The organism is Achromobacter sp. Root170, from assembly GCF_001428165.1.
Lineage (GTDB): Bacteria > Pseudomonadota > Gammaproteobacteria > Burkholderiales > Burkholderiaceae_B > Achromobacter > Achromobacter mucicolens.
Window position 1 is genome coordinate 551,695 of sequence record NZ_LMHN01000001.1, and the last position, 24,665, is coordinate 576,359.

General features: G+C 67.1%; 27 protein-coding genes. 6 read left to right on the plus strand and 21 right to left on the minus strand.

Features of this window, described 5'->3' with window-relative positions; genetic code table 11:
* Nucleotide 1 precedes the first annotated feature (1 nt).
* The 7 genes from fliL to fliF form a co-directional block, all read right to left on the minus strand.
* Complete coding sequence (gene fliL, locus ASD87_RS02455; protein WP_056316670.1) at nt 2–646, minus strand: flagellar basal body-associated protein FliL; 645 nt, start codon at nt 644–646, stop codon at nt 2–4.
* Between the two features lie 169 nt (nt 647–815).
* Nucleotides 816–2,195, minus strand: coding sequence for a flagellar hook-length control protein FliK (locus tag ASD87_RS02460; protein ID WP_056316673.1), 1,380 nt, complete (start codon nt 2,193–2,195; stop codon nt 816–818).
* 24 nt (nt 2,196–2,219) lie between these two features.
* A complete protein-coding gene (gene fliJ, locus ASD87_RS02465) occupies nt 2,220–2,675 on the minus strand; it encodes a flagellar export protein FliJ (protein WP_056316675.1) in 456 nt (151 codons plus the stop codon).
* A complete protein-coding gene (fliI, locus tag ASD87_RS02470) occupies nt 2,668–4,095 on the minus strand; it encodes a flagellar protein export ATPase FliI (RefSeq protein ID WP_056318674.1) in 1,428 nt (475 codons plus the stop codon). Before fliI ends, fliJ begins: the two co-directional genes overlap by 8 nt.
* A 92-nt stretch (nt 4,096–4,187) precedes the next feature.
* Nucleotides 4,188–4,931, minus strand: coding sequence for a flagellar assembly protein FliH (fliH, locus tag ASD87_RS02475; RefSeq protein ID WP_056316677.1), 744 nt, complete (start codon nt 4,929–4,931; stop codon nt 4,188–4,190).
* Nucleotides 4,924–5,934 carry a flagellar motor switch protein FliG gene (gene fliG, locus ASD87_RS02480; protein WP_056316680.1) on the minus strand — a complete coding sequence of 337 codons (1,011 nt, stop codon included), beginning with the start codon at nt 5,932–5,934 and terminating at the stop codon, nt 4,924–4,926. The genes fliH and fliG overlap by 8 nt, the downstream gene beginning before the upstream one ends.
* Complete coding sequence (gene fliF, locus ASD87_RS02485) at nt 5,924–7,606, minus strand: flagellar basal-body MS-ring/collar protein FliF (RefSeq protein ID WP_056316683.1); 1,683 nt, start codon at nt 7,604–7,606, stop codon at nt 5,924–5,926. The genes fliG and fliF overlap by 11 nt, the downstream gene beginning before the upstream one ends.
* Nucleotides 7,607–7,937: 331 nt before the next feature.
* Between fliF and fliE the strand changes: the two genes are divergently transcribed.
* Nucleotides 7,938–8,270, plus strand: coding sequence for a flagellar hook-basal body complex protein FliE (gene fliE, locus ASD87_RS02490; protein WP_056316686.1), 333 nt, complete (start codon nt 7,938–7,940; stop codon nt 8,268–8,270).
* A 108-nt stretch (nt 8,271–8,378) separates the two neighbouring features.
* Here the strand turns inward: fliE and ASD87_RS02495 are convergent, their stop codons facing one another.
* From ASD87_RS02495 to ASD87_RS02525, 7 genes are all read right to left on the minus strand, one after another.
* Complete coding sequence (locus tag ASD87_RS02495) at nt 8,379–9,182, minus strand: flagellar brake protein (protein ID WP_369818492.1); 804 nt, start codon at nt 9,180–9,182, stop codon at nt 8,379–8,381.
* An 11-nt stretch (nt 9,183–9,193) separates the two neighbouring features.
* Entirely contained in the window at nt 9,194–9,520 is a 327-nt protein-coding gene (locus tag ASD87_RS02500; protein ID WP_056316694.1) for an EscU/YscU/HrcU family type III secretion system export apparatus switch protein, read from the minus strand.
* A complete protein-coding gene (locus ASD87_RS02505; RefSeq protein WP_056316697.1) occupies nt 9,520–10,863 on the minus strand; it encodes a flagellar hook-length control protein FliK in 1,344 nt (447 codons plus the stop codon). The genes ASD87_RS02500 and ASD87_RS02505 overlap by 1 nt, the downstream gene beginning before the upstream one ends.
* A complete protein-coding gene (locus ASD87_RS02510; RefSeq protein WP_056316700.1) occupies nt 10,860–11,210 on the minus strand; it encodes a flagellar protein FliT in 351 nt (116 codons plus the stop codon). Before ASD87_RS02510 ends, ASD87_RS02505 begins: the two co-directional genes overlap by 4 nt.
* 47 nt (nt 11,211–11,257) lie before the next feature.
* Complete coding sequence (fliS, locus tag ASD87_RS02515) at nt 11,258–11,686, minus strand: flagellar export chaperone FliS (protein WP_056316703.1); 429 nt, start codon at nt 11,684–11,686, stop codon at nt 11,258–11,260.
* A gap of 20 nt (nt 11,687–11,706) precedes the next feature.
* Nucleotides 11,707–13,095 (minus strand): flagellar filament capping protein FliD, encoded by a 1,389-nt coding sequence (fliD, locus tag ASD87_RS02520; RefSeq protein ID WP_056316706.1) that lies wholly within the window; start codon nt 13,093–13,095, stop codon nt 11,707–11,709.
* A 144-nt stretch (nt 13,096–13,239) separates the two neighbouring features.
* Nucleotides 13,240–13,617: a flagellar protein FlaG gene (locus ASD87_RS02525; protein ID WP_056316709.1), complete on the minus strand. Its 378-nt coding sequence runs from the start codon at nt 13,615–13,617 to the stop codon at nt 13,240–13,242.
* 139 nt (nt 13,618–13,756) lie between these two features.
* Between ASD87_RS02525 and ASD87_RS02530 the strand changes: the two genes are divergently transcribed.
* Nucleotides 13,757–14,494, plus strand: a complete 738-nt coding sequence (locus ASD87_RS02530; protein WP_056316712.1) for an IclR family transcriptional regulator — start codon at nt 13,757–13,759, stop codon at nt 14,492–14,494.
* A 27-nt stretch (nt 14,495–14,521) separates the two neighbouring features.
* On the opposite strand, the gene ASD87_RS02535 is transcribed toward ASD87_RS02530, so the two are convergent.
* The 4 genes from ASD87_RS02535 to ASD87_RS02550 all read right to left on the minus strand — a co-directional run bounded on the left by ASD87_RS02535 (nt 14,522) and on the right by ASD87_RS02550 (nt 18,369).
* Nucleotides 14,522–15,688: an acyl-CoA dehydrogenase family protein gene (locus ASD87_RS02535; RefSeq protein ID WP_056316714.1), complete on the minus strand. Its 1,167-nt coding sequence runs from the start codon at nt 15,686–15,688 to the stop codon at nt 14,522–14,524.
* Nucleotides 15,678–16,919 carry a CaiB/BaiF CoA-transferase family protein gene (locus ASD87_RS02540; RefSeq protein WP_056316717.1) on the minus strand — a complete coding sequence of 414 codons (1,242 nt, stop codon included), beginning with the start codon at nt 16,917–16,919 and terminating at the stop codon, nt 15,678–15,680. The genes ASD87_RS02535 and ASD87_RS02540 overlap by 11 nt, the downstream gene beginning before the upstream one ends.
* Nucleotides 16,916–17,887 carry a tripartite tricarboxylate transporter substrate binding protein gene (locus tag ASD87_RS02545; RefSeq protein WP_056316720.1) on the minus strand — a complete coding sequence of 324 codons (972 nt, stop codon included), beginning with the start codon at nt 17,885–17,887 and terminating at the stop codon, nt 16,916–16,918. The genes ASD87_RS02540 and ASD87_RS02545 overlap by 4 nt, the downstream gene beginning before the upstream one ends.
* A gap of 65 nt (nt 17,888–17,952) precedes the next feature.
* On the minus strand, nt 17,953–18,369 hold the full coding sequence (locus ASD87_RS02550) for a cupin domain-containing protein (RefSeq protein WP_056316723.1): 417 nt from the start codon (nt 18,367–18,369) through the stop codon (nt 17,953–17,955).
* Nucleotides 18,370–18,535: 166 nt separating this feature from the next.
* Between ASD87_RS02550 and folC the strand changes: the two genes are divergently transcribed.
* The 4 genes from folC to purF all read left to right on the plus strand — a co-directional run bounded on the left by folC (nt 18,536) and on the right by purF (nt 22,792).
* Nucleotides 18,536–19,846: a bifunctional tetrahydrofolate synthase/dihydrofolate synthase gene (gene folC, locus ASD87_RS02555; protein ID WP_056316725.1), complete on the plus strand. Its 1,311-nt coding sequence runs from the start codon at nt 18,536–18,538 to the stop codon at nt 19,844–19,846.
* Between the two features lie 73 nt (nt 19,847–19,919).
* Entirely contained in the window at nt 19,920–20,753 is an 834-nt protein-coding gene (locus tag ASD87_RS02560) for an SPOR domain-containing protein (RefSeq protein WP_056316727.1), read from the plus strand.
* Complete coding sequence (locus tag ASD87_RS02565) at nt 20,753–21,241, plus strand: CvpA family protein (RefSeq protein WP_056316730.1); 489 nt, start codon at nt 20,753–20,755, stop codon at nt 21,239–21,241. Before ASD87_RS02560 ends, ASD87_RS02565 begins: the two co-directional genes overlap by 1 nt.
* 30 nt (nt 21,242–21,271) lie before the next feature.
* The gene (gene purF, locus ASD87_RS02570) at nt 21,272–22,792 is read left to right on the plus strand and encodes an amidophosphoribosyltransferase (RefSeq protein ID WP_056316733.1); all 1,521 of its coding nucleotides are present in this window, start codon (nt 21,272–21,274) and stop codon (nt 22,790–22,792) included.
* A gap of 74 nt (nt 22,793–22,866) precedes the next feature.
* Here the strand turns inward: purF and ASD87_RS02575 are convergent, their stop codons facing one another.
* Genes ASD87_RS02575 through ASD87_RS02585 form a run of 3 tightly spaced genes read right to left on the minus strand, consistent with a single transcriptional unit; the run spans nt 22,867 to nt 24,647 of the window.
* The gene (locus ASD87_RS02575; RefSeq protein ID WP_056316736.1) at nt 22,867–23,388 is read right to left on the minus strand and encodes a YgjP-like metallopeptidase domain-containing protein; all 522 of its coding nucleotides are present in this window, start codon (nt 23,386–23,388) and stop codon (nt 22,867–22,869) included.
* A gap of 13 nt (nt 23,389–23,401) precedes the next feature.
* A complete protein-coding gene (locus tag ASD87_RS02580) occupies nt 23,402–23,884 on the minus strand; it encodes a disulfide bond formation protein B (RefSeq protein ID WP_056316739.1) in 483 nt (160 codons plus the stop codon).
* A gap of 49 nt (nt 23,885–23,933) precedes the next feature.
* A complete protein-coding gene (locus ASD87_RS02585; protein ID WP_056316742.1) occupies nt 23,934–24,647 on the minus strand; it encodes a MarC family protein in 714 nt (237 codons plus the stop codon).
* Nucleotides 24,648–24,665 lie beyond the last annotated feature (18 nt).

Below are 24,665 nucleotides of genomic sequence, written 5' to 3' on the forward strand. Positions count from 1 at the left end.
CTTATTGCACCACGAACGCCGTGAACAGCACGTCGGTCACGTACTGGCCGTCAGGCAGGGGCGAGAAGGGACGGTTCACTGCCTGCTTGATGGCCGCGACCATGTCGTTCTTGCCTTGCTGCGTCTGCACGGCGGTGGGCGACTGCGACGACAGCACCATCAGGATGCGGCTGCGCACTTCGGGCATGTACTTTTCCAGGCGCGTGCGGGTCTGTTCGTCGCTCACGCGCAGGGTCAGGCCGACGTGCATGATGCGTTCCGTGTCCGCGTTCTGCAGCGTGACCGTGAAGGCTTCGATCGGCACGAAGATGGGCGCGGGCACGGCGATCGGGGTGGCGGACGGCGCGACGAAGGTCGTCGGCGTGGCCTGCGGGCCTTGGCCGGGCTGGCCTTGCACGCCGCCGGCCTGACCGGGCTGACCCGGCTGGCCGGGTTGGCCGCCAGGCACCTGGCCCACGCCAAGCTGCACCGGGGCGCCGCCTTGCGGCTGCTGCAGGCGCTGCGTGATGAACCAGGTCGCGCCGGCGCTGGCCGCGGCAACCAGCAGCAGCACCAGGATCGCCAGCAGCGGCCGAAGGATGCGGCCAATGCCGCCGGAGGACTTCGCGTCGCGCGCCGGCGCGGGAATGGGTTTGATAGTCGCCATCTGGAGTTCGATGCGTGTATGCCGCTGGTGAAAACGGATTCTTAGTGGATGAAAGCATTCTGCCCGAATTCACGCCGCCGCTTGGAGGCGAAAAACAGGGCGAAAGCCGCGTATCTCAAGCTATTGCTGCACCGCCCGCATCCGTTGCCGGGCGCGGGCTGCCGGATCATTACGCGAACGTGTCGACCAATGCGTTGGCGTTGCGCGACACCGTCACCGCGGGCTGCGCGGACTCTGCCACGCCGTCCGCGACGACGGCATTGCCGCCTTGCTGACGCTGCGAGCCGCTGCCGTTCTGCTGCGCGAATTCCTGTTGCGCGGCCTGTTCGCCGACGCTGGTCTGGCCCAGCGAGATGCCGGCCTGGGCGAGCGCCTGCTGCAACTGCGGAATCGCCACTTCGATCGCCTGGCGCACGGAGGCGTGCGCCGACACGAACGAGGCGCTGGCCACGCCATCGGCCAGGTTCAGGCTGACGCGCAGCGGGCCCAGGTCCGGGGGATCCAGGCGCAGTTCCGCCGTCTGCATGCCCTGGCGCACGTTGTTGCTCATCATGACCATCTGCTGGCCCAGCTCGGTGCCCCAGTGGGTGGCGCCGACGGGCGTGGCCACTTGCAGCACGACGGGTACGACCGGCTGCGCGAGAGCGGCCTGGTTGACGACCGGCAGGGCCTGCCGCTGGGTGGCGGCGGCAAGGGCGGCGCCAAGCGCCTCGTGCGCCGTGGCGCCATGCTGCGGCGCCTGGAATTGCGGGGTTGTGCCGGCCAGCAGATCGGGCTGATCTTCGTCGGCGACGTGGGGCTGCGGCGCGGGCGCGGCGGGGTCCGCGGGCGTCTCGCGCGCGACGCGCGGCAGCGGCAGGTCGGCAGCCGCCTTGGGCGCTTCGGCCTTGACCGTCGCCTTGGGATCGGCAGGCGCCTGGGCAACGGGCGCGGAACCCGGCTTGACCGCGGCGGTGAGGACCGGCAGCGCGGCCTCGGCGTCGCGGGCGATCTGGGCGGCGGCGTCTTGCGCCTGGCCGGCGGTCGCGGCCACCGGCGTCTGCTGCGCGGCCTGCGGCGCCAACGTGTCGGCGGCATTGAGCGCGGCCGTCAGCACGGCGGCGCCCTGGTTCATGGCGGTGACGGCCGCAGCGGCATTGCCGCGGGCAAGCTGCACCTGTTCGGCGGCCTGGGCCGCGATCTCCAGGGCCTGTTGCGGCAGGTCGGACGGGGCCACGGGCAGCTGCGCCGCGACGGCCAGCGCGCCGGCTTCGGCCTGGGCGGCGGTCTGCACCGCGTCATTGATGGCGCCGGCGGCGGCGCCTTCGGCCGTGGCGGCCGGATCGCCGGGCTTGCCGTCCTTGGACGGCGTCTTGCTGTTGCCGGTCGCGGGGCGGGCGTCGGCGGCCTGGTTGGGCCGCTGCTGCGCCGGACGCTGTTGCGCCAGGACGTCGGAGAAGGCGGGGCCTTTATCTTTCTTGTTCCCGGCAGCCGGTTTGGCGCCGAGCGCGTCGTTGACCGGCGCCGGAGAGGCCGGCGCGATCGAAGGCAAGGGCAGGGGAGCGGTCATCTAAAGCTTCCTGTGAGGTATTGCTTAATGCTGCATGCCGCTGGCCTGGCGCTGGACCAGGCGGGCGGAGTATTCGTCGTTGGCGCGCTGTTCACGGCGCGACTCCACCAGCGCCTGGGCGCGCTGTTCGCGCTGCGCCAGGGCATCGTAGGAGTTGAGCTTGCGTTTTTCCTGCTGCCAATAGAGCTGTCCCTTGGACAGGTTTTCCTCGGCTTGGCGCAGCACGCCCTGCTGCTGGCCGATCGCGTCGTCCAGCGTGCCGATGAAGCGCTGATAGTTGTGGCAGTCGCTGGCGGCCATGCCCGTCGTCATCGCCGTCTGAAGGCGCTCGAGGTAGTCCTGGCGGTAGTCGTGCAGCATGGAAAGCTGGCGTTGCGCATTGCTGCGTTCGGCGGTCAGCCGGCCGAGCAGTCGCGCGGCTTCGTCCGTGCTTTCCTTGGCCAGGTTGATCAGCATGTCCAGAGGCAGTTGGCTAGGCATAAGTGTCCCGTGATTCGAAACTGGCTCGCAATTGATTGACGGCGTCTTCGTACCCGACGTTCTCGCCGATGTCCTGCTGCAGGAAGGCTTCCAGGCGCGGGTAGCGCGCGATGGCGTCGTCCAGCTGCGGGTCGTTGCCGGCGGCGTACGCGCCCACGGCGATGAGGTCGCGGTTGCGCTGGTAACGCGACAGGCTTTGCTTGAAGCGGCGCACGATGGAGAACTGCTGCGGCGTGATGAGCGAGGTCATCGCGCGCGAGATCGACGCTTCGATGTCGATGGCGGGGTAGTGGCCCGATTCGGCCAGGTGGCGCGACAGCACGACGTGGCCGTCCAGGATCGCGCGCGCCGAGTCGGCGATCGGATCCTGTTGATCGTCGCCCTCGGCCAGCACGGTGTAGAACGCCGTGATGGAGCCGGCCTTGCCGGACGGGCCGGGCGCGCCCATGCCCGCGCGTTCCACCAGCGTGGGCAGCTTGGCAAACACCGACGGCGGATAGCCCTTGGTGGCGGGCGGTTCGCCGATGGCCAGCGCGATTTCCCGTTGCGCCATCGCGTAGCGGGTCAGCGAGTCCATGATCAGCAGCACGTCCAGGCCCTGGTCGCGGAAATGCTCGGCCAGGCGCGTGGCGTACGCGGCGCCTTGCAGTCGCAGCAGCGCCGACACGTCGGCCGGCGCGGCCACCACGACCGAGCGCGCCAGGCCTTCCGGGCCCAGGTTGTGCTCGATGAATTCCTTGACTTCACGGCCCCGTTCGCCGATCAGGCCGACCACGATCACGTCGGCCTTGGTATAGCGGGCCATCATGCCCAGCAGCACGGATTTACCGACGCCGGAACCGGCGAACAGGCCCATGCGCTGGCCGCGGCCGACCGTGAGCAGGCCATTGATGGCGCGCACGCCGGTATCCAGCACCGTATCGATGGGCGCGCGCGACAGCGGGTTGATCGGTTGGGCAGACAGGGGCGCCAGTTCGGCGCCGGTCAGCGGACCCAGGCCATCGAGCGGACGGCCCGCGCCGTCCAGCACGCGGCCGAGCAGGGCGTTGCCGACCGGCAGGTGGCGGCCAAGCTGGGGCTTGGCGTTGCCGTTCAGTTCGGCCTTGCGCGGCAGCGGAATCTGGCGCTGCACGGGCGGTTCGCCGGGCACGACGCGAGCGCCGGGCGGCAGGCCGGAAATGTCGGCTTGCGGCATCAGGTACAGCGTGTGACCGTCAAAGCCCACGACTTCGGCGTCGGCCCAATGGTCGTGGCCGCGCGCGATCTCGATGCGGGCGGCGGCGCCGACGGGCAGGCGCAGGCCGGTGGCGTGCAGCACGAGGCCGGTCGCGCGCGTGATCTTGCCGCTGACCAGCCAGGGGTCGGTGGACGCCGCGCGGATCGAGCCGATCTCAAGCTGCGTCTGCCAGCGGTCGAGCACGGGCGCGGTCGGCTTGGCCGACGCGGAAACGGCCGGGGCGCCCGCGAGGGGCGCGCCAGCCTGGCCGGGTTGCTCGGAGGCCGGATTGCCGTTCACACCGGCTCCTCCCAGGAGGCGTTGCGGCCGAGCGAGGCGGCCACGCGGCGCCAGCGGGTCTGCAAGGTGGCGTCGATGTCGCCGAAAGGCGTCTCGGCGCGGCAGCCGCCACGCAGAATGGATTCATCGGCCAGCACGCGCCAGTGGCCTTCCTTCAATTCGTCGGCCAGGTGCAGGCGGATCAGTTCGATATCGTCCGGATTGGCCCACAGGCGCATCTGGCCGCCGGCCGTCGGATTGATGTGCAGCACGTCGCGCACGGCGTTCACCACCGTTTCGGGCTGTTCGGCGAGGGTGGTGCGCACGACTTGCTGGGCAATGTCCAGGGCCAGCGTCAACAAGCTCTGGCCCATCTTTTCTTCCAGCGCGCCGATCGAGACGGCGCAGGCTTCCACCAGCGCATGCAGGCGCTGCGCTTCGGCGGCGCCCTGTTCGCGGCCCTGGGCCAGGCCTTCGGCGTGGCCGGCTTCGCGGCCGGCGGCAAGACCGGCCTCATAGCCCGCCTGCTGGCCAGCTTCGAACCCGGCGGCATGACCGCGCGTGACGCCTTCCTCGTGGCCTTCCGCAATCGCCTGGGCGCGCAACTGCGCCATCACCACGGCGGGATCGGGGCCCGGGTCGGGTTCCGGCTCGGGTTCGACTTCGACGGGCGCCGGCTCGTCGAACGACAGCATCTGCCAGCGCCGCCAGGCGGCGCTGCGCGAGATGAGCGTCGCCGCGCCGTTGTCCGCTTCAGACATACGCGTCGTCTCCGGAGTTGCCCAACACGATCTGGCCGCTTTCCGCCAGGCGGCGGGCGATCTGCAGGATCTTCTTCTGTTCGGTCTCGACCTTCGACATGCGGATCGGGCCCTGGGCTTCCAGGTCCTCGCGCAGCATTTCGGCCGCACGGCTGGACATGTTGCGCAGGAACTTGGCGCGCAGCTCTTCCTGGGCGCCCTTGAGCGCGACCATGAGCGTGTCGTTGTCGATTTCCTTGAGGATGAGCTGGATCGCGCGGTCCTCGACGTCGAGCAGGTTGTCGAAGACGAACATCTCGTCGATGATCTTCTGCGCCAGGTCGTTGTCGCGTTCGCGCAGGCTGGCGACCACGGTCTCTTCCTGCGTCGAGTTCATCATGTTCAGGATCTCGGCCGCGGTGCGCACGCCGCCCATCTTGCTGCGCTTGGCACCCTGGCCGGCCAGCACGGAGTTCAGCACTTCGGTCAGCTCGGACAGCGCGGCCGGCTGCACGCCGCCGAAGGTGGCGATGCGCAGCATGACGTCGTTGCGCAAGCGGTCGGTCAACAGCGCCAGCACGCCCGCGGCGCGGTCGCGCTCCAGGTGCACCAGGATGGTCGCGATGATCTGCGGGTGCTCGTCGCCGATCAGCTCGGCCACGGTGTTCGGATCCAGCCAGTTCAGCGCGTCGATGCCGCTGCCGCCGTCGCCGGCTTCCAGGATGTCCTCGATCAGGCCGGCTGCGCGGTCGCTGCCCAGCGCCTTGGTCAGGACGCTGCGGATGTAGTCGTCCGAGCCCAGCGTCACGGCCATGAACTGGTCGGCTTCCTGGCGGAACTCTTCCAGCACGACGGCGACGTCGTTGCGCGTGACCTGCTTCAGGCTCGCCATCGCGGCGCCGACCTGCTGCACTTCACGGGCGCTCAGGTACTTGAACACTTCGGCCGCGGCGTCTTCGCCCAGCGACATCATCAGGACGGCGCTGCGCGTCATGCCGTCCATTGGCAGGGAATCATTTTTCATCTTTGGTCATCCAGGTGCGCAGGACCATCGCGACGGCGCGCGGATCCTTGTTGGCCATGGTGCGAGCGCGTTCAAGGTTGTCCTGATAGCGATCGGTTTCCTTGGCGCGGGCCAGGTCCTGCGCCTCGCGGGCGGCCTCAGCACGCTCGGCTTCGGCCTGTTCCGGATCCACCGGCGGGTACAGGTACTCGGTGACCGAGCGGCGAATCTTGCGGTACAGCCACAGGGCCAGGGCGCCACCGACCAGCCAGAGCAGGATCGTCTTGAACAGCGAGATCATTTCCGGATCGCGCCACATCGGCAGCGGCGGCGGGCCGTCGTTGAACTGGCTGTTGACCAGGTTCAGCGAGTCGCCACGGCCTTCGGAATAGCCCATTGCCTCGCGCACCAGGTTGGTGAGCTTGTTCAGTTCCTCGGGCGGCAAGGCCTGAAGTTCGCCGTCCTTGTCGCGCACGTAGTTCACGACCACGGCCACCGACATGCGCTTGAGGTTGCCCACGGGCTGCTTGATGTGGCTGATGGTGCGGTCGACTTCGTAGTTCGTCGTCGCGTCGCGGCGTTCGTTCAGGTTGCCGGCGGGGGCCTGCGTGCCGGTCTGCTGCTGTTGTTGTTGTTGTTGCTGCTGCGCGTTGGCCGCCTGCGGGGGCTGGCCGGGGCGGGGCGGCTGTTGCTGCGGGGGATTGGTGACGGGCGCCTGCGCGTTGGCGGGCGCCTGGTTCGACAGCGCGCCGGGCACGCCTTGGGCGGGGCCGACGCCACGCTGGGTGGAATCGCTGGTCTGCTGGCTGCGCACGGCGGCCTGGCCAGGTTCCTGGTTCGGACGGTAGACCTCGGACGTTTCCTCGCGGCGCGAGAAGTCGACGTCGGCGGTGGCCTGGGCGTGCACGTTGCCGGGGCCGACCAGGGGATTCAGGATGGTGAGGATGCGCTCGACGGTGCGCTGCTCGATCTCGCGCACGAAGCGAAGCTGGTCGGCGTCCATGCCGCGGCCTTCGCCCAGCGGGGCGGACAGCAGGCGGCCGTTCTGGTCGACGATGGACACGCTTTCGGCGGTCAGTTCCGGCACGCTGGAAGCCACCAGCCAGGAGATCGCGGACACCTGCGCATCGCTCAGGCTGCGGCCCGGGTACAGGTTCAGCAGCACGGAGGCGGTGGGCGCCTGGCGCTCGCGCACGAACAGCGACTGGCGCGGCATGGCCAGGTGGACGCGGGCGTGCTGCACGGTGTTCATGGCTTCGATCGAACGGGCCAGCTCGCCCTCCAGACCGCGCTGGTAGTTGATCTGTTCCGCAAACTGGCTGGCGCCGAAGCGGGCGTTGTCCATCAGCTCGAAGCCGACGGAGCCGCCGCGCGGCAGGCCTTGCGAGGCCAACTGCAGCCGGGCGTCATAGACGCGGTCGGCGGGCACCAGCAGCGCGGTGCCGTTTTCGTTGTAGCGGTAGGGCACGTTCATCGTGCCCAGGGCCGTCACGATGGCGCCGCCGTCACGGTCGTCCAGGTTCGAGAACAGGACCTTGTACTTCGGTTCGCTGCTCCACATGACCACGGCGACGATCACCGCGACAAGGGCCGCGGCGGCGCCGAGCAGGACGGGCTTGGGAAGCGCGCGGACCCGTTCCAGCACCGGGAACTTGGCCAGAAGCGACGAGCTCAGGGTAGCCTGCTGATTCATTGACGGCTCCCGCTGGCTTCGCGGAGCAGGGAAAATGACTTCATGTCTGGGTAGGGCCGATTACACATGCAACGTGCTTCTGGTCTGGGGAGAGCGTGGATTATTGCCCCTGAGACACCAATCCCAATCGATGAAAACAGCCGTTTTTTGGCGTTACTTAAGCCCTATGTCGATGACGAGGCGCAAAGCGGGGCCGCATCCCCCGCGGGGGACGTTCGCATTCGTTGAAATGTCGGGTTTTTTGGCGGTTCTTGTCGGCTATGGACCGCCCGGATCGGCGTTACGCTGCGTCTTCAATTTGGCGTAATCCCCCACCAGCAAGGAATAGGTAATGGCTGTATCAGGCTTGTCCGGCATCGAAGGCATGCTCCAGCAGATGCGCGCGGTCGTGAGCAAGGCGGAGACGGGTAATCTGTCCGCCGGCGAGGGCGTCGCGCAACCCGACGGTTTTGCCGCGGAACTGCAGCGCTCCATCCGTCGCGTGACCTCCGCCCAGAACGCCGCCAGCAACCAGGCCAAGGCCTTCGAGCTGGGCGCGCCCGACATCTCGCTCAACGACGTCATGATCGACCTGCAGAAGGCCAGCCTGGGCTTTCAGACGGCGGTCCAGGTGCGCAACAAGCTGGTTGCGGCCTACAAGGAAATCTCGTCGATGGCCGTGTAAGGCCGGCAAGCAGTTCAAAGGCCTTCCCGCGGGAAGGCCTTTTGCGTTGCAGCGGCGCCAACAGGAGCGCGTCATCAGGGGCACGCCATGTGCCCGCAAGACGCCGCTTCAGTTGCGCTGCGCGCCTTTCTCCAGGCGCCACACCACCTGCTGCAGCCAGTTTTCCTGGCGGGCGTTCAGGTTCATGAAGAGGGCGCCCACATGGCTGACCGGGGGTTCGCCCGTCAGCGAGACGTGCTTGGGCGCTTCACCGTCGCTGCCGTCGGCGGCGGCCATCGGCTGGCCCGACACCGGATAGATGTTGCGCACTTCCAGGTCGGCGCTCAGCTTGCCCAGTTCGCCGAAATCCAGCTCCACGTCTTGCATCACCGTGCCGCGCTCGGGTAGCTCGCCCACGGCCAGTCCCACGCGCAGGCCCACGCCGTCCACCGAAATGTCGCGCACGGTGAAACCCACCGGTTTGTCCGCCGGCGCCGGTTGCCACGTGGCGAGGCACCGGTTGGCGCTGGTGATCATCGAGGCGCGAAACATCTTGCGCCGCTGGATGCGGGCCAGGCGATCGGGGAAGGGCGACATCAGCGCCGCGCTGCCGTCATCGAAGTGGATGACTTCAGGACGCTGGACGCGAAAGCGGATCTGCACGCCGCCATAGGCGGTGGCGTGGAAGTGGAAGTTCGTGCCGCTCAAGAGGCCCATGCTGTCCGACTGCTCGAAGTCCGCGCCATCGTAGTCGCGCGGGCGCCAGAAGAACTGGCGCGTCTGCTTGTCGGCTCCCAGGATCAGCACGGCAATCTCACGGTCCGCGGCATCGCGCACCAGGATGTGGCTGTCGGGGTGCGTCAGCTCGAAGAGGGCTGAGCGCATGTCTTCCGGCCGGGTCAGCAGGAATTCCGGATCGGCGGCATCCAACACGGTGATCGTCCTTAGGTAGAGATTTCGGGCCGCGCGGCCTGAGGTATGTCGCGCGATTCCAGGCGGTAGAGCCAGGCGAGCAATTCTGCCACCGCGACATAGAGTTGGGGGGGAATATGCGCGTCCAGGTCGACCTGCATGAGCAAGCCCACCAGTTCGCGCGATTCGTGCACGTACAGTCCGTTTTCCTCGGCCGCGCGGACAATCGTGTCCGCCAACTGGCCATAGCCCTTGGCCACCACGCGGGGCGCGCCGTCGCTTTCGTCGTACGAGATGGCGACCGCCGCGTTGCGGTTGGCGTTCGGGCCGGCGTCCGCGGGGGAGGAGGGGGTGTTCATCAGAAATCGGTCGGGATGACGGGGCGGGGTTCAACCACGCTTACCGTCAGATTGCTCAGGGTCAGGCCGGCAGCCAGAAGGCGCGAGCGTAGCATGTCCGAGGAGTCATTGATCTCGGAGGCGCTGTGCGGCGCAATGAGCTGCAGCACGATCTGGTCGCCCGCAAGGTTCAGGCGCGCGTCCACCAGGCCCAGGCGCGGCAGATCCAGCTTGACGCGTGTGGCCCAGGTGGGAACCGCCGATTCGCGGTCGGCGCCGTAGGGGTCGCGTTCGACTTCCCATTCCATCTGCGTGCCGGGCCAGGCTTCGCCTTGCCAGTTCACCGTCTGATTGGCCAGCACGTCCAGCTGCTGGCGCACCAGCACCGTCAGATCCTGATGGATGCCGCTGATCGGCGCGCCGGGCGTGGACGATGCCGCCGAGCCGCCCGAGGACGCCGGCGCTTCTGCGCCGCCGGCAGACCGGCTGGCGCTGGCCGCTTCGGTGCGGCCGCGGGCCTGGACGTTGGCGTGCGAGGCCGTGTCGCGAGACAGCCGGGCTTGCGGCTCGTTCTCCAGCGTGGACGGATTCTTGCGGCCAAAGACCATGTCGGTCAGATGCGATTCGTAGAACAGGCCGCTGGTCTGCAACGCATTGCGCAAGGCTTGGCCGAGGGCGCGGGCAGACGGGCCGCCGGCGGCAAGCGAGGCGTGCGAGACGGCGTCGGCGCCTTTCGCGCCACCAGTTTGTCCAGCCGGATGCGTGGCCGGCTTGGCGCTGGCCGCGTCTGCGGCCGCAGAAGGGGCAGCGCCGGGGGTAGCGCCCGGGGTGGCGGCAGATGTGGCGGCGGCAGCGGGCTGGCCGGGCTGGCCAGCCTGCGCGGGTTGGCCGGGTTGGGCCGGGCCGGCCTGGCTGGCCGGGGCGGCGCCGCCGGATTGCTGTCCGCCCTGCGCATCGGCGCTCCACAAGGGCGCTCGGCCTTGCACGGCCGGTGCGGCTTCGGGGTATTGGGCAAGCAGGGCCAGGATGGTGCGGGCCGTCGTGCCCAGCGTGGTCGGGGCTGACGCGGTCGTGTCGCTGCTGGTGACCAGGCCGCGCGCGGCCAGTGCCAGCGCGGCGGCGGTTTTGGGGTCGACAACAGTATTCTGGCGGTCGCCTCGGGCGCCGCCAGTTTGTATGCCTTGCCGGGTATCGCGCGCCGAGCCGTCCGAAGGCCCGGCTTTCTCCGGGCTGCCGGGCTGGCTGACCGCATCGGGCCGCGCGCCCGAAATCTGGTTGGCGTTCGCGGCGGACATCGTCGTGCCAAGCACGGCGTCCAACCGCTGCACCAGGACGTTGCCGAGCGCGGCGGGACCGATGCTCATTCGTCAGGCGCCTGGTTGCCGTAGGCGGACAGCAGGGTCTGCTGGCGCTTCATGCGTCCCAGCAGTTCGCCCAGCCGCGCCAACTGGGGCAGCGCCAGGTCGCGCGTCATGGCATCGTTTTCAAGAATGCGCACAAGCAAGTCGTACTTCATGCTGCGCCCGGCTTCGTCCAGCGGATTGACGGGTTCGGCATGGCGCAGGCGCTCGACCTGCTCGCAATAGAGCTGGCCGTGCAGGAGTGCGGTGTCCCAGTCGCCGGCCTGGGCGGCCGTCAACATCTCGCTCGTTGAGAGCGCGATCTCCTGGTACTGTTCCAGGATGGTGGAAGACTGGGTGAGCGACGTCATAGAAATCTCGGGCGAACGATGGCTGGCAATAGCGGTTATGGGGGCCATCAAGGCGTTGCGCCCGGGGCAGGCCGATCGATGGAAGTCTGCCAGGCGTCGGCCAGGTCCGCCAGCAGGCGGTCCGCAATGTCCAACTGCTCGACGTCGGCTTTCAGGTTTGCCATGAGCAGGGTGCGGACGATGTAGTCGTAAAGCCGGCTCAGGTTGGCGGCGATGTCGCCGCCGGCTTCCATGTTCAGGCCCATCTTCAGGCCTTCGTCGACGATCTTGATGGCCTTGGTGATAGCAGCGCCGCGCTCGGCAACCCGCCCTTCCTGCAGATGCAGGCGAGCCTGTCCGATTGCCGCGCGCGCACCCTGGTAAAGCAGGGTGATCAGCCTTTCCGGTGTGGCGCTCATCACTTGGGTCTCCAGGCCGATATCGGCGTAGGAGCGGACAGAGTATGAGCCTGTGGGGCGGCGCGCGGCGTACGTCATTTAATGCATCTTCTCGGTTATCACTTCGTCGACTTGTTCATGGCCGCGAACTGCTGCGTCAGGTAGTTGGCCGTGACCGACTGCTGCGCAACGAATTTGTCCAACTGGACGAACTGCGCGCGCATCAGCTCCAGCGAAGCTTCGCCAGCGGCCTTGGCGCGCGTGTACTGATCCTTCACGTTGGCGATCGACTTGGCCAGACCGTCGGTCTTGGTCTTGATCGAGCCGGTGTCGCTCAGGATATCCTTGGTCGCCTTTGCAAAATTGGCGGCCAGGCCGTTTTCGCCCGTCAGCATGCGCGAGACGTCCGCGCCGTTCGCGGACAGCGCCTTGTCCAGCTTGGTCTGGTCCAGCGTCAGCTGGCGCGTCTGCGGGTTGGTCGTGATGCCCAGATCGGCCAGCGAACGCAGCGTGCCTTCGCCCGTCACGAACTGCAGGGCGCTGGCGAGCGACGACTGGATGGCGCGCGTCGTGCCGTCGCCGGTCAGCGGCTGGTTGGTGGCGGCGGCGGCGTCGAAAGCCGTCAGGTTCTTGATCGTCGTCTGCAGCGTGTTGTAGGCGGTCACGAAGCTCTGGATCGCCTTGCTGGCCACCGAGGGATCGCTTTCCAGCTTCAGCGTGATGGGCTTGCCGGCTTCGGTCTTGGACGACAGGTTGAGCGTGACGCCGTCGATGGCGGTCGAAATGTTGTTCGTGCCGCTCTTGACGGTGATGCCGTTGATGTCGATTTCAGCGTCGACAGCGGCGGTGGCCGTCATCTTCGCGCTGGTGTCGGCAGCGTCGGTGTTGTAGTTCAGGACGTCCTTGAGCGACTGGTCGCCCGTCACCGTGATGGACTTGACCGACGCCTGCACGCCCGTGTTCTTGGCGGTCATCATCAGGTAGCTCTTGCCGTCGCCGTCGGTGATGACGGTGGCGCGCACGCCCAGCGAGTCGTCGGCGTTGACCGCCTTGACGATGCCGTTCAGCGAGGTGTCGTCCTTCAGGTCGACGGTCTTCTTGGTGCCGTCGGCCAGTTCGATTTCAAAGGAACCGGTGGCGCCATTGGACGCCTTGCGGTCGGCGACCGCGCCCGATTGCAGGGTCTGGGAGGTGGCAACGTTCTTCACGTTGATCGTGTACTGGCCGGCCACGGCGCCTTCGGCGGCCACGGTCGCGGTCAGGGCGTCGCCGCCGGTCACGCTGCCTTTCACGGCGCCCAGCGTCTCGGGCTTGCCCAGCGCGGCGGCAGCCTTCTGCACGGCTTCCACGGCGCTCTTGAGCTGGCCGTATGCCGTAACGCGGGTTTCGAAGCTGGTCTGCCGTACGGTGTACTGCTGCAGCTTCTTTTCCTCGGCAGCTTCCAGCTTCGAGAGGATGTCCTCCAGGGGCAAGCCTGAATTCGAACCGAGGTTGGTGATGGTGGCCATGTGAAGTTCCTTCCTAGCGATGCAATTCTGACAAAAATGTGGTCCCGGCTATCGGCCGGGTAAAGGCATAAGGCGGGCCTATTTCGACGGTTCTCGTGCCGGGCCCCGCTTCAATCTTTGGCGAACGGCGTTTTAAGTGCCGGATCAGGCCGAGGTCTTGATACCGTTTCCCTGCATGTTCACGATCATTTTGGCGATCTTGAGCACCGCTTCGCTGGGGATGGTGCGCAGGACGTCACCCGACTCGGCGTCGATCACGGACACAACCACCTGGTGCACATTCGGGTCGATCTCGAACTGAAGCTGGGTCGACCAGGCCTTCATCTGTTCGTTGATCTCGTCCAGCGCCTTATCGAGCGGCATCTTCTGCGCATTGGCCTGATCCGACGTGGCGTTGCCGGAGCCGCTGCTGTTGCTGCTGGCGGGTGCGGGCGTGGCGGTGGCGGAAGGGTCGGGCGTGGCGATAACGGTCGAAACCGGTAACGACGCGAACGCTGCGGGGGCTAACGGGGTTACGGCCATGATCACTCCAACGGCGAGGGGGGCGTCTCGGAGAACGCGCTGTTTTCAGGAAATTCTCAGTTACCATAACGGCACCCTCGGGGCGAACTTTAGCCCCGCGCAACTGGATGGTTCACGTGCTAAGAGTCTGGATCGGGCAATGAGTGTCAAGACGGCGTTGCGAGTTATCGAAATCATCGAAACCTACGCCCGCGAGAAACGCGCGCTGCCCCTGTCGGAACTGGCCCGCCTGCTGGACGTGCCGGTCTCCAGCTGCCTGGCGCTGATCCGCACGCTCACCAGCCTGGGTTACCTGTATGAAACCGGACGGCGCCAGGGCTATTACCCCACTGGCCGGCTGCTCGCCATGGCCCAGCGCATCGCGCGGGCCGATCCCGTCCTGGACCGGGTGTATCCCAGCCTGGTCGAACTGCGCGACGCGACGCGCGAAACGGTGGTCTTCGCCAAGCTGTCGGCCGACGGCCGTGTCGTGTACCTGGATGTGCTCGACTCCCCCCATACGATCCGATACGCGCCGGTTGCCGGCGAGTTCAAGGACGTTCACGCCAATTCGCTGGGTAAGGCGTTGCTTTCGCTGCTGGATGACGCGGCGCGCGATGCGCTGCTGGCGGGCATCCCCATGACGCGCTACAACGAGCGCACCCTGGTGACCCGCGAGGCGTTGCTCGCGGATCTGGACGCCTCGCGGCAGCGGGGATGGTTCATGAATAGCGGCGAGTCGATCGCCGACGTGGGCGCGATCGCCTGGCCGGTCACGCTGTCCGGCGAACACTACGCCATTTCGGTGGGCGGCCCGATCTACCGGATCGAGCCGGAGCAGGAATCGTATGCCCGGATCCTGCGGGCGGCCTGCACGGGGCTGGAGCAGCAGGCCTGAACCGCGCCCGCCTGCGGGCGGGTGTGCCTAGTACGACTTGGGCAGGCCCAGCACCTTTTCCGCAATGAAACACATGATGAGCTGCGGGCTGACCGGCGCGATGCGGGGGATGAAGCTTTCGCGCAGCAACCGCTCCACGTGGTACTCCTTGGCGTAGCCCATGCCGCCCAGCGTCATCACCGCCGTCTGGCAGGCGTTGTAGCCCGCTTCGGCCGCCAGGTACTTGGCCGAGTTGGCGGCCGGGCCGCAGGGCTTGCCCGCGTCGTACAGGCTGGCCGCCTTGAACACCATCAGGTCCGCGGCCTCCAGCTGCATCCACGCCTGGGCAAGCGGGTGCTGGATGCCCTGGTTCTTGCCGATGGGGCGGCCGAACACGGTGCGTTCGCCGGCGTACTTGACCGCCCGGTCCAGCGCCGCCCGGCCAATTCCCACCGCTTCGGCGGCGATCAGGATGCGCTCGGGGTTCAAGCCGTGCAGGATGTATTCAAAGCCGCGGCCTTCCTCGCCGATACGATCGGCCACCGGAATCCGCAGGCCGTCGATGAACAGCATGTTCGAATCGACCGCCTTGCGGCCCATTTTCTCGATCTCCCGCACTTCGATCTTTTCGCGGTCCAGGTCGGTGTAGAAGAGCGACAGGCCCTGCGTGGGCTTGTCCACCTCGGACAGCGGCGTGGTGCGCGCCAGCAGCAGCATCTTGCAGGCCACCTGGGCCGTCGAAATCCAGATCTTGCGGCCATGGACGATGTATTCGTCGCCCTGGCGCACGGCGCGGGTGCTCAGTTTGGTCGTGTCCAGCCCTGCGTCGGGCTCGGTGACCGCAAAGCATGCCTTTTCCCGGCCGGCGATCAACGGTTCAAGCCACCGGCCGCGCTGTTCATCGCTGCCGAACACCACGACCGGATTCAGCCCGAAGATGTTCATGTGGACGGCCGAGGCGCCGGTAAAGCCCGCACCCGACGCGGCGATGGTCTGCATCATCAGCGCCGCTTCGGTCATGCCCAGGCCCGCGCCGCCGTACTCCTGCGGCATCGCGATGCCCAGCCAGCCGTCGCGCGCCAGGTCCGCGTGCAGGGGTTCCGGAAACCCGCCCTCGCGGTCTCGTTCCAGCCAGTATTCGTCGGGGTAGCGGTCGCAGATGCGCGAAACCGCGTCGCGCAGCGCGAGCTGGTCGGGAGTGAATTCAAAGTCCATCGTTGTTTCCGTCCTGGGTAATGCCACGGGCAAGCATGGCGTCGATCTGTTCCTGGCCGTAGCCCGCCTCGGCCAGCACCTCGCGGCTGTGCTGCCCAAGGCGCGGGGCAGGGCGCCGTATCGAAGTCGGCGTGCCTTCGTAGCGGCCCAGCGTTCCGGTGGTGCGAATGCGGCCCTCCGACGGGTGGTCCATTTCCTGGATGAAGCCGGTGGCGGTCAGGTGCTCGTCCTGCAGCAGGCCGTCGATGGTGTAGAGCTGCGAGGCGGGAATGTCGGCGCGCGCCAGTTCCGTCAGCCAGTCCTGGCTCGGGCGGGTGGCGATCACCTCGGCCACGAAGGCGTAGACCTCGCTGATGTGCGCCGCGCGGGCGCCGTGCGTGCAAAAGCGGGGATCCTGCGACAGCTCGGGACGCCCGATCAACGCGAAGAAGTTGCGCCAGTGCTTGTCGTTGTAGATCAGCAGGCAGATGTATCCGTCCGCGGTGGCGTACGGCCGGCGATGCGGCGCCAAGAGGCGCGCGTAGCCCGTGGGACCCATCGGCGGCTCAAAGGTCGCGCCGCCCAGGTGGTCGCCCAGCACCAGGTGGGCCATGCCCTCGAACATGGGAATCTCCACCTGCTGGCCGCGGCCGAGCGTGCGGGCGCCCAGCACCGCGGATACCAGCGCGATGCCGACGTGCAGGCCGACCGCCCGGTCAGCCAGCGTCAGCGGCGCATAGCGCGGCACATCGCCGCTCTGCTGCGCGGACAGCGCGGCAATGCCGGTCTGCCCCTGGATCAGGTCGTCGTAGGCGGGGCGGCCGGCATAGGGGCCGGCTTCGCCGAATCCGTAAGCGCCGACATAGACAATTCGCGGGTTGCGCGCGGCCACCGCTTCGTACGACAGCCCCAGCCGCGCCATCGCCTGCGGGCGGATGTTGTAGAGCAGGGCGTCGCAGCTTTCCGCCAGTTTCAGGCAGGCCTCCCGGCCTTCGGGCGTCTTCAGGTCCAGGACAATCGATCGCTTGTTGCGGTTCAGGTGCAGATAGATATGTCCCATGCCCGGGTTGCGCATGGGGCCGACGGCCCGCATGTTGTCCCCCGCCGGCGACTCCACCTTGATGACGTCCGCGCCCAGGTCCGCCAGGACCTGGGTCGCATACGGCCCCATCACCACCGAGCTCAGGTCCAGAATGCGCACGCCGGCGAGCGGCCCGGCGGCCGGCGTGTCGGGCAGGGGCTGGTCGATCATTGCTGCTCGATCCCCGCGTCGCGGATCAGCTTGCCCCACAGGTCGCGCTGTTCACCGACGAACTGGGCGAAGGCCTCGGGGGTGCTGGAGAACGCATCAAATCCCAGTCCCGCCAGGCGTTTTTTCGTGTCGGGATTTGCGGCGATCTTGTTGATGGCCGCATTCAGCTTGGCCACGATCTCGGGCGGCATCCCGGCCGGGCCGAAGTAGCCATTCCAGGAATTCAGGTCGAAGTCGGGCACGCCCGCTTCGGCCATCGATGGCAGGTCGGGCACGATGGCGCTGCGCTCGGCTGTGGACACGGCCAGGGCGCGCAATTGCCCCGACTGCACGAACGGCAGGCCCGAGGCCAGATCGGTGAACATGAAGTCCACCTGGCCGCCCACCACGTCCGTCAGGCTCTGCGGCGTGCCTTTGTAGGGCACGTGCAGGATATCGATCTTGGCGCGGTTGGCCAGTGTTGCGCCGGCGACGATGCCCGTGCTGTTGCCGCTGGCATACGTGATGCGGCCGGGATTCTTCTTGGCGTCGGCCACCAGGTCAGCCACCGTCTTCCAGGGGCGCTTCGGGTTCACGACCAGGATGAAGGGCAGGTTGCCGCCCCGCGCGATGGGGGTGAAATCCTTCACCGGGTCGTAGGGCACGTTCTTCATCAGCCACGGCGCGGCCGAATGGGACGTATTGGTAGTGACGAAGAGCGTGTAGCCGTCCGGCTTGGCGCGCGCCACGTAGTTGGCCGCGATCGTCGCGTTGGCGCCGGGCTTGTTCTCGACCACGACCTGCTGGCCAAGGATGGTCGACAGTTCGGCCCCGAAAATGCGCCCCACGGCGTCCGTGCCGGATCCGGCGGGGAAGGGCACCACCAGGGTGATGGGCTTGGTGGGGTAATCGGCGGCGTGCGCGGGGCCAGCGGCCATCAAGGCGGCGCCGCTCACTAGCGCGGCGCCCAGCAGGCGTAGGGATTGCATGGGTGTGTCTCCTGTTTTTATGGAATGCGGCGCGGCTCTGCGGCCGCTGCCTGGGTCAAGCCGCGTCAAGCGGCCGGGGGTGACGCCGGAAAATCGCGTATCACGCGGTCGGGGGATTCTTCGTACGGGGGCGTGTAGATGACCAGCAGCCGGGCCGGCTCGTCGCTCGTCACCGTGAAAACGTGGGGGATGTCAGGCGGGAAATAACAGCAGTCGCCCGGGCCCATGTCGGCCCATTCGTCCTGCACCTGGGCGCGGGCGGTGCCCGATATCAGGTAGCAGACCTGTTCAATGCCGGGATGCGCGTGTGGCAGCGCGCCCTTGCCCTTGTCGATCACGCCCAGCAGGACTTCCACCCCGCGGGCGCCCACGGTGTCCGGGCTGATCAGCCGGCGGTTGAGGGTGCCGGTGTGGTTGGCCGGGTGGTAACCGGGGACGTCGGCTTCACGCACCAGCCAGCTCGGGGTATCACGCTGCGTCATGTCTCTTCCTTATATTTTTCATACATGAATTTATTTTTACGTATGAGAAAAACATGGGCAAGCACTTTTTGATCCGGGATACCGGGCCGCGCCCTAGGGGATTAGGGAAAACACCCGGCGCGGACTGCTAAAATCGCAGGCTGATTTCCTTTCGCGAACCCGCCTCATGTCTTCTGTCCGCACGCCTGACGCCGCCGCCAACCTGTCTGATTGGCTGCAGTACCTGGAGTCCATCCACGCCACGGCGATCGACATGGGCCTGGACCGGGTGCGCCAGGTCGCGGACCGCATGGCGCTGTCGCTGCCCGGCGTGAAGTTCGTCGTCGGCGGCACCAACGGCAAAGGTTCCACCTGTGCCATGCTCGAAGCCATCCTGCTTGCGGCGGGCTACAAGGTGGGCCTGTACACCTCGCCGCACCTCATCGACTTCAACGAGCGCGCCCGCGTCAACGGGCAGATCGCGTCCGACCAGGACCTGATCGCCCAGTTCCAGGCCGTCGAAGCCGCGCGCGGCGACGTGTCGCTGACTTACTTTGAATTCACCACGCTGGCCATTCTGCGCCTGTTCTCGCAGTCGCGGCTCGACGCCGTCGTCCTCGAAGTCGGCCTGGGCGGACGCCTGGATGCCGTGAACATCGTCGACGCAGACTGCGCCATCGTCACCAGCGTCGACCTCGATCACACCGACTGGCTGGGCGACACGCGCGAAAAGATCGGTTTCGAAAAAGCCCATATCTACCGCAGCGGCCGGCCCGCCATCTGCAGCGACCCGGTGCCCCCGCAGTCGCTGCTGGATTACGTCCAGGAGATCGGCGCGGACCTGTGGCTTTTCGGACGCGACTACAACTATTCGGGCGACCGCCAGCAGTGGGCCTACGGCGGGCGCGAGCAGCGCCGCAGCGCGATGGCGTATCCGGCCCTGCGCGGCGCCAACCAATTGCTCAACGCCTCGGCGGCGCTGGCCGCGCTGGAATCTGTGCGCGACCGGCTGCCCGTGCAGCAGCAGGCCGTGCGCCTGGGGCTGCTGCAAGCTTCGCTGCCAGGCCGCTTCCAGATCCTGCCGGGCCAGCCCACCGTTATCCTGGACGTTGCGCACAACCCGCACGCCGCCGCCGTGCTGGCGCAAAACCTGGACAACATGGGCTTTCATCCGTACACCCACGCGGTGTTCGGCATGCTGAACGACAAGGACCTCGCCGGCGTGGTGGCCAAGCTCGGTTCGCGCATCGACTACTGGTATTGCGCGGGCCTGCCCGGACCGCGCGGCACCCCGGGCCAGGCGCTCGCGGACCAGGTCGGCGCGGCGCTCCCGCCGCTGCCCGCCGGCAGCGAAAGCCCCGGCATCCAGGCCTACGCCGATCCTGCCCAGGCCTTTGCGGCAGCGCGCGAACGGGCAGGGGAGAATGATAGAATCGTCGTATTTGGATCGTTTCTCACCGTAGCCTCCGTTTTGCAGGCTCTGGGTCGCAAGGCATAGGCAAATCGGGCCATTCGCGTCATGGCGGCCGTGCCGCCGCAATGCCGCAAGGCGCCGCAAGGAATTCTCTTCCATGGGTTTTTTCAAACGCAAAGATCCTGCCGAGCAGGCGCAGGCCTCCAAACGGGCTGCCGTGCCCAGCGAGGTCCAGGCGGCCGAGTTGCGCGGCCGCGCGCGGCGCAGGCTTGCGGGCGCAGTGGCGCTGGTGCTGGCCGCAGTCATCATCCTGCCCATGGTGCTGGACTCTCAGCCCGCCCCGGTCGACGACAACATCCCCATCAAGGTGCCGGAACGCACGACGCCGTTCCAGCCTCAGGTCTCCGACCCCCAGGTTGCCGCGCCCGCCGACCCTTCGGCGTCCGGGGCCACCGACCCGGCCGCGGTGCCTACGCCTCCCGCCGTGAATTCCGTGCCGCCCGTGGCCGCCGCGTCCGGCACGCCCACCACGCCCCACACCACGCAGCCGGCCACCCCGCCCGCGACGCCTGCCGTCCCGCCGGCCACGCCGCCCAAGCCCGAAACCAAGCCCAAGCCCGAGCCCGCCAAGCCGACCACGCCGGCCAAGCCTGAAACGCGTTCCGACGATGGCGCGCGCGCCCTGGCGCTGCTCGAGGGCCGCAGTGCGCCGGCATCGGCACCCAAGCCGGAAGCGTCCAAACCCGCCGCCGCGAAGGGTAATTTCGTGCTGCAGATCGCTGCCTACACGACGTCCGAAGACGCCCAGTCGCGCCGCGGCAAATTGCATCAGGCCGGCGTCACCAACGCCTTTGTCGAGCAGGCCACGATCAATGGCAAGCAGCAGTACCGTCTGCGCGTGGGGCCGTTCCCGTCGCGCGAGGCGGCCCAGGCGGCCCAGGCGCGGTTGCGCACGCTGGGCTATGACAATGGTTTCATTGCCGCCCAATAGTGACCGGCTTCGACTTCGTCGTGCTGGCCATCCTGGTGGTATCGGGTGTGCTGGGTCTGGTGCGCGGCCTGCTCAAAGAGGTGCTGTCGCTGGTCGCCTATCTGCTGGCCTTCGTGGCCGCGATATGGTGGGGGCCCACGGTGTACACCTGGCTGGAGCCCTATATTGAAACGACGCTGCTGCGCATGGGAGTCTCCTACGCGGCGGTGTTCATCATCGTGTTGCTCGGCGTGGGGTTGGTCAATATGACGCTTGCCGCCCTGATCCGCAGCACCGGACTCAGCCCCGCCGATCACGGCCTGGGCGGAATGTTCGGGCTGGCCCGTGGTCTATTGATCGTGCTGGCGCTGGTCGCCGCCGCAGGGTATACGCCGCTGCCGCAAGAGCCGTGGTGGCAGGACGCCATGTTTTCGCATTCGGCCATCGAGGCCATCAAACATATCAAGACGTGGCTGCCGCCAACCCTGGCGACGTGGCTGCCGTACTGATTAGCTTCAAATCAACCAGGAAATCTCACCATGTGTGGAATCGTAGGGGTCATCGGGCGCGGGCCGGTCAACCAGCTGCTCTATGACAGCTTGCTGCTGTTGCAGCATCGCGGGCAGGACGCCGCGGGCATTGCGACGTCGCAAGGCAACCAGTTCAATATGTACAAGGCGCACGGCCTGGTGCGCGACGTCTTCCGCACGCGCAACATGCGCGCGCTGCCCGGCACGTCGGGCGTCGGCCAGGTCCGCTATCCCACCGCCGGCTCCAGCGCCAGCGAGGAAGAGGCCCAGCCGTTCTACGTCAATGCCCCGTTCGGCATCATGTTGTCCCACAACGGCAACCTGACCAACTGGCGTGAGCTGCGCGAGTCGCTGTATCGCGTCGACCGCCGCCACATCAACACGAACTCCGATTCCGAAGTCCTCTTGAACGTGCTGGCGCACGAGCTGCAATCGGCCGCCGACGGCGTGTCGCTCGACGAGGACGCCATGTTCCGCGCCGTGTCCGCCCTGCACAAGCGCGTGCGCGGCGCCTATGCCGTCGTGGCCCAGATTTCCGGCTACGGCCTGCTGGCCTTCCGCGATCCCAACGGCATCCGCCCGCTGTGTATTGGCCGCCAGGAAACCGAAGAGGGCGTGGAATGGATGGTTGCCTCGGAATCCGTGGCGCTTGAAGGCAGCGGATTCACGTTCGTGGGCGACGTGGAACCCGGCGAAGCCGTCTTCATCGACCTGGACGGCCGCATGGTGGCCCGCCAGTGCGCCGACAACCCGCAGCTGGTCCCCTGCATTTTCGAATACGTCTACTTCGCCCGCCCCGATTCGATGATCGACGGCGTCTCGGTGTACGACGCGCGCCTGCGCATGGGTGAGTACCTGGCCGACAAGGTCGCGCGCAACATGCGCCTGGGCGACATCGACGTCGTCATGCCGATTCCCGATTCCTCGCGCCCGGCCGCCATGCAGCTTGCCGCGCGCCTGAACCTGGACTATCGCGAAGGCCTCATCAAGAACCGCTACGTGGGCCGTACGTTCATCATGCCGGGCCAGGCCGTGCGCCGGAAGTCGGTGCGCCAGAAGCTCAATGCCATCGGCATGGAATTCAAGGGCAAGAACGTGCTGCTGGTCGACGACTCCATCGTGCGCGGCACGACCAGCCGCGAGATCGTCGACATGGCCCGCGCCGCCGGCGCCAACAAGGTGTACTTCGCCTCGGCCGCGCCTCCGGTGCGCTTCCCCAACGTGTACGGCATCGACATGCCCACGCAGAGCGAGCTCATCGCCACCGGCCGCACGGACGAGGAAATCGCCCGCGCCATCGGCGCCGACAGCCTGGTCTACCAGGACCTGCACGACATGCAGCAGGCCGTGCGCGACATCAATCCCAAGCTGACGCGCTTCGAGGCCTCGTGCTTCGATGGCCAGTACATCACCGGCGACATCACGCCCGAGTATCTGGCCCGCCTGGGGCAATCGCGCTCCGAGCCCGGCAAGGACGAGGACGCGGGCGGTCTGCGCTTCAACATGGGGCACACCTCCGACGACGCCTGATCGCCGCCGGCGTTTCGCGCAGAACAAAATGCCGTCCCTCGGGACGGCATTTTTTTACCCGTTGCAGATGCGATCTAGCCTTTCGCTTCCCACAGCGGCGTGCGCGTGGCCTCCAGGTGCGTCAGGTACAGGCGCAGGTCGAATTCGTACTGGTGGTAGTGCGGCTCCATGCGCAGGCACATGTTGTAGAAGGCCTTGTTATGGTCCTTCTCCTTCAAGTGCGCCAGCTCGTGCACGGTGATCATCTTCAGGAACGGCGCGGGCACGTTCTTGAACAACGTTGCCACGCGGATCTCGTGCTTGGCCTTCAGCTTGCCGCCTTGCGCCCGCGAAATGTAGGTGTGCTGGCCCAGGGCGTGCTGAATCACATGGATCTTGCTGTCGAACGCGACCTTGTTGATCTGGTCGCCATTGCGCATGTGGGCGTTCTTCAGCTCGGTCACGTACTGGTACAGCGCCTTGTCGGTGCGCACGTCGTGCGCGCCTTCCGGATAGCGCGCCAGGAGGGCCGCGCCCAGCTTGTCCTGGTCGAGCAGTTTCTGGGCCTGCGCCAGCAGCGGTTCCGGATAGCCGGCCAGGTATTTCAGTGTCTGCATGTGCACGCGGGGTTCAGGCACGGCCTCGCCTGAACGCCACCGGCAGCGCCATGAAGAACAGGATGACAAAGAGCGCCAGGCTCCACAGGGCGTACTCAATGCCCAGCACCGGCACCTTGGCGTCCATGCAGGTGGCGTAGATGCCGAACAGCGACGGGATGGCGCTTTCCAGGCCGATGCCGGTCATGAAACGATCGGCAAAGGTCTGGTCGCACGAGAGCATGTTGGCGGCCACGCTGTACTGGTACCAGGCGGCCACGATGCCCGACAGCGACAGCAGGGCGGCCAGAAAGCCGCAGATCCGCGTCAGGGCGCGTCCGCCGCCAAAGCCGCCCACCAGGGCGACCACGCCGATCACCAGGTAGATCAGGCGCTGCAACACGCACCAGGCGCAGGGCGGCATGTCGAAGACGTGCTGGGAAACGAGGGCGATGCCCACGGCGCCGAAGGAGAAGAGGGCGATCAGGCGGAGCAGGCGTTCTGAGCGAGAGGTCATTGTTGCGTTGGAATGGGTTAAACGAGGCCGGCGCGGCGGCCGGCCATGCTTAGGCCTTCGGGACGGGAATTGGTTGCATCACCTGGGTCAGCACGCCCAAAAGGAGTTCCCGGGCGCCCTCCCAGAAGATCTGCACCCCCAGGCACAGCATGATGAAGGCCGACAACCGCATGAAGACAGCGGTGCCATTGTCGCCCAGGCGGTGCAGCATCTGGGCCGCAAAGCGCAGGCAGACATAAAGCGTGAGCGAAACGACGATGATGCCAGGAATGGAGCCGGCCAGGCGCACCAGGCTCAATGCGTGATTCTGGTCTCGCAGCGAGACCCCGACCGTGATGGCCGCCGCGATGGAGCCGGGACCGCAGCTGATGGGAAAGGTCAGCGGATAGAACGCGCGGGCCTTAGCCATTTCGGGTGTGAACGATTCGGCCATGCGGGCGACGCGTTCGGTGTCGGCATCTGGCGAGTTCACCAGCCGCCAGGCGCTGGCGATCACCAGCATGCCCCCGCCCACGCGCACGATCGACAGCGAGATGCCGAAGAAACTGAGAAGCACGTTGCCCGCCACCATGGCCACGATCAGCATCAGGCACACGTTGGTGGCGACCCGCTTGGCCAGCACCACCCGCGTGGCGGACGAAGCGCCCTCGGTCAGCGATAGGAAGATGGGGGCGATCGCGGGTGGGTTCAGAAACGGCAGCAGGGTGGCCAGCGCGAAGAAAAAGCTGCCACCGAAAACGCGCAGATAGTCATTGAGCTGCATGGGAGCAAGCATCGCCTG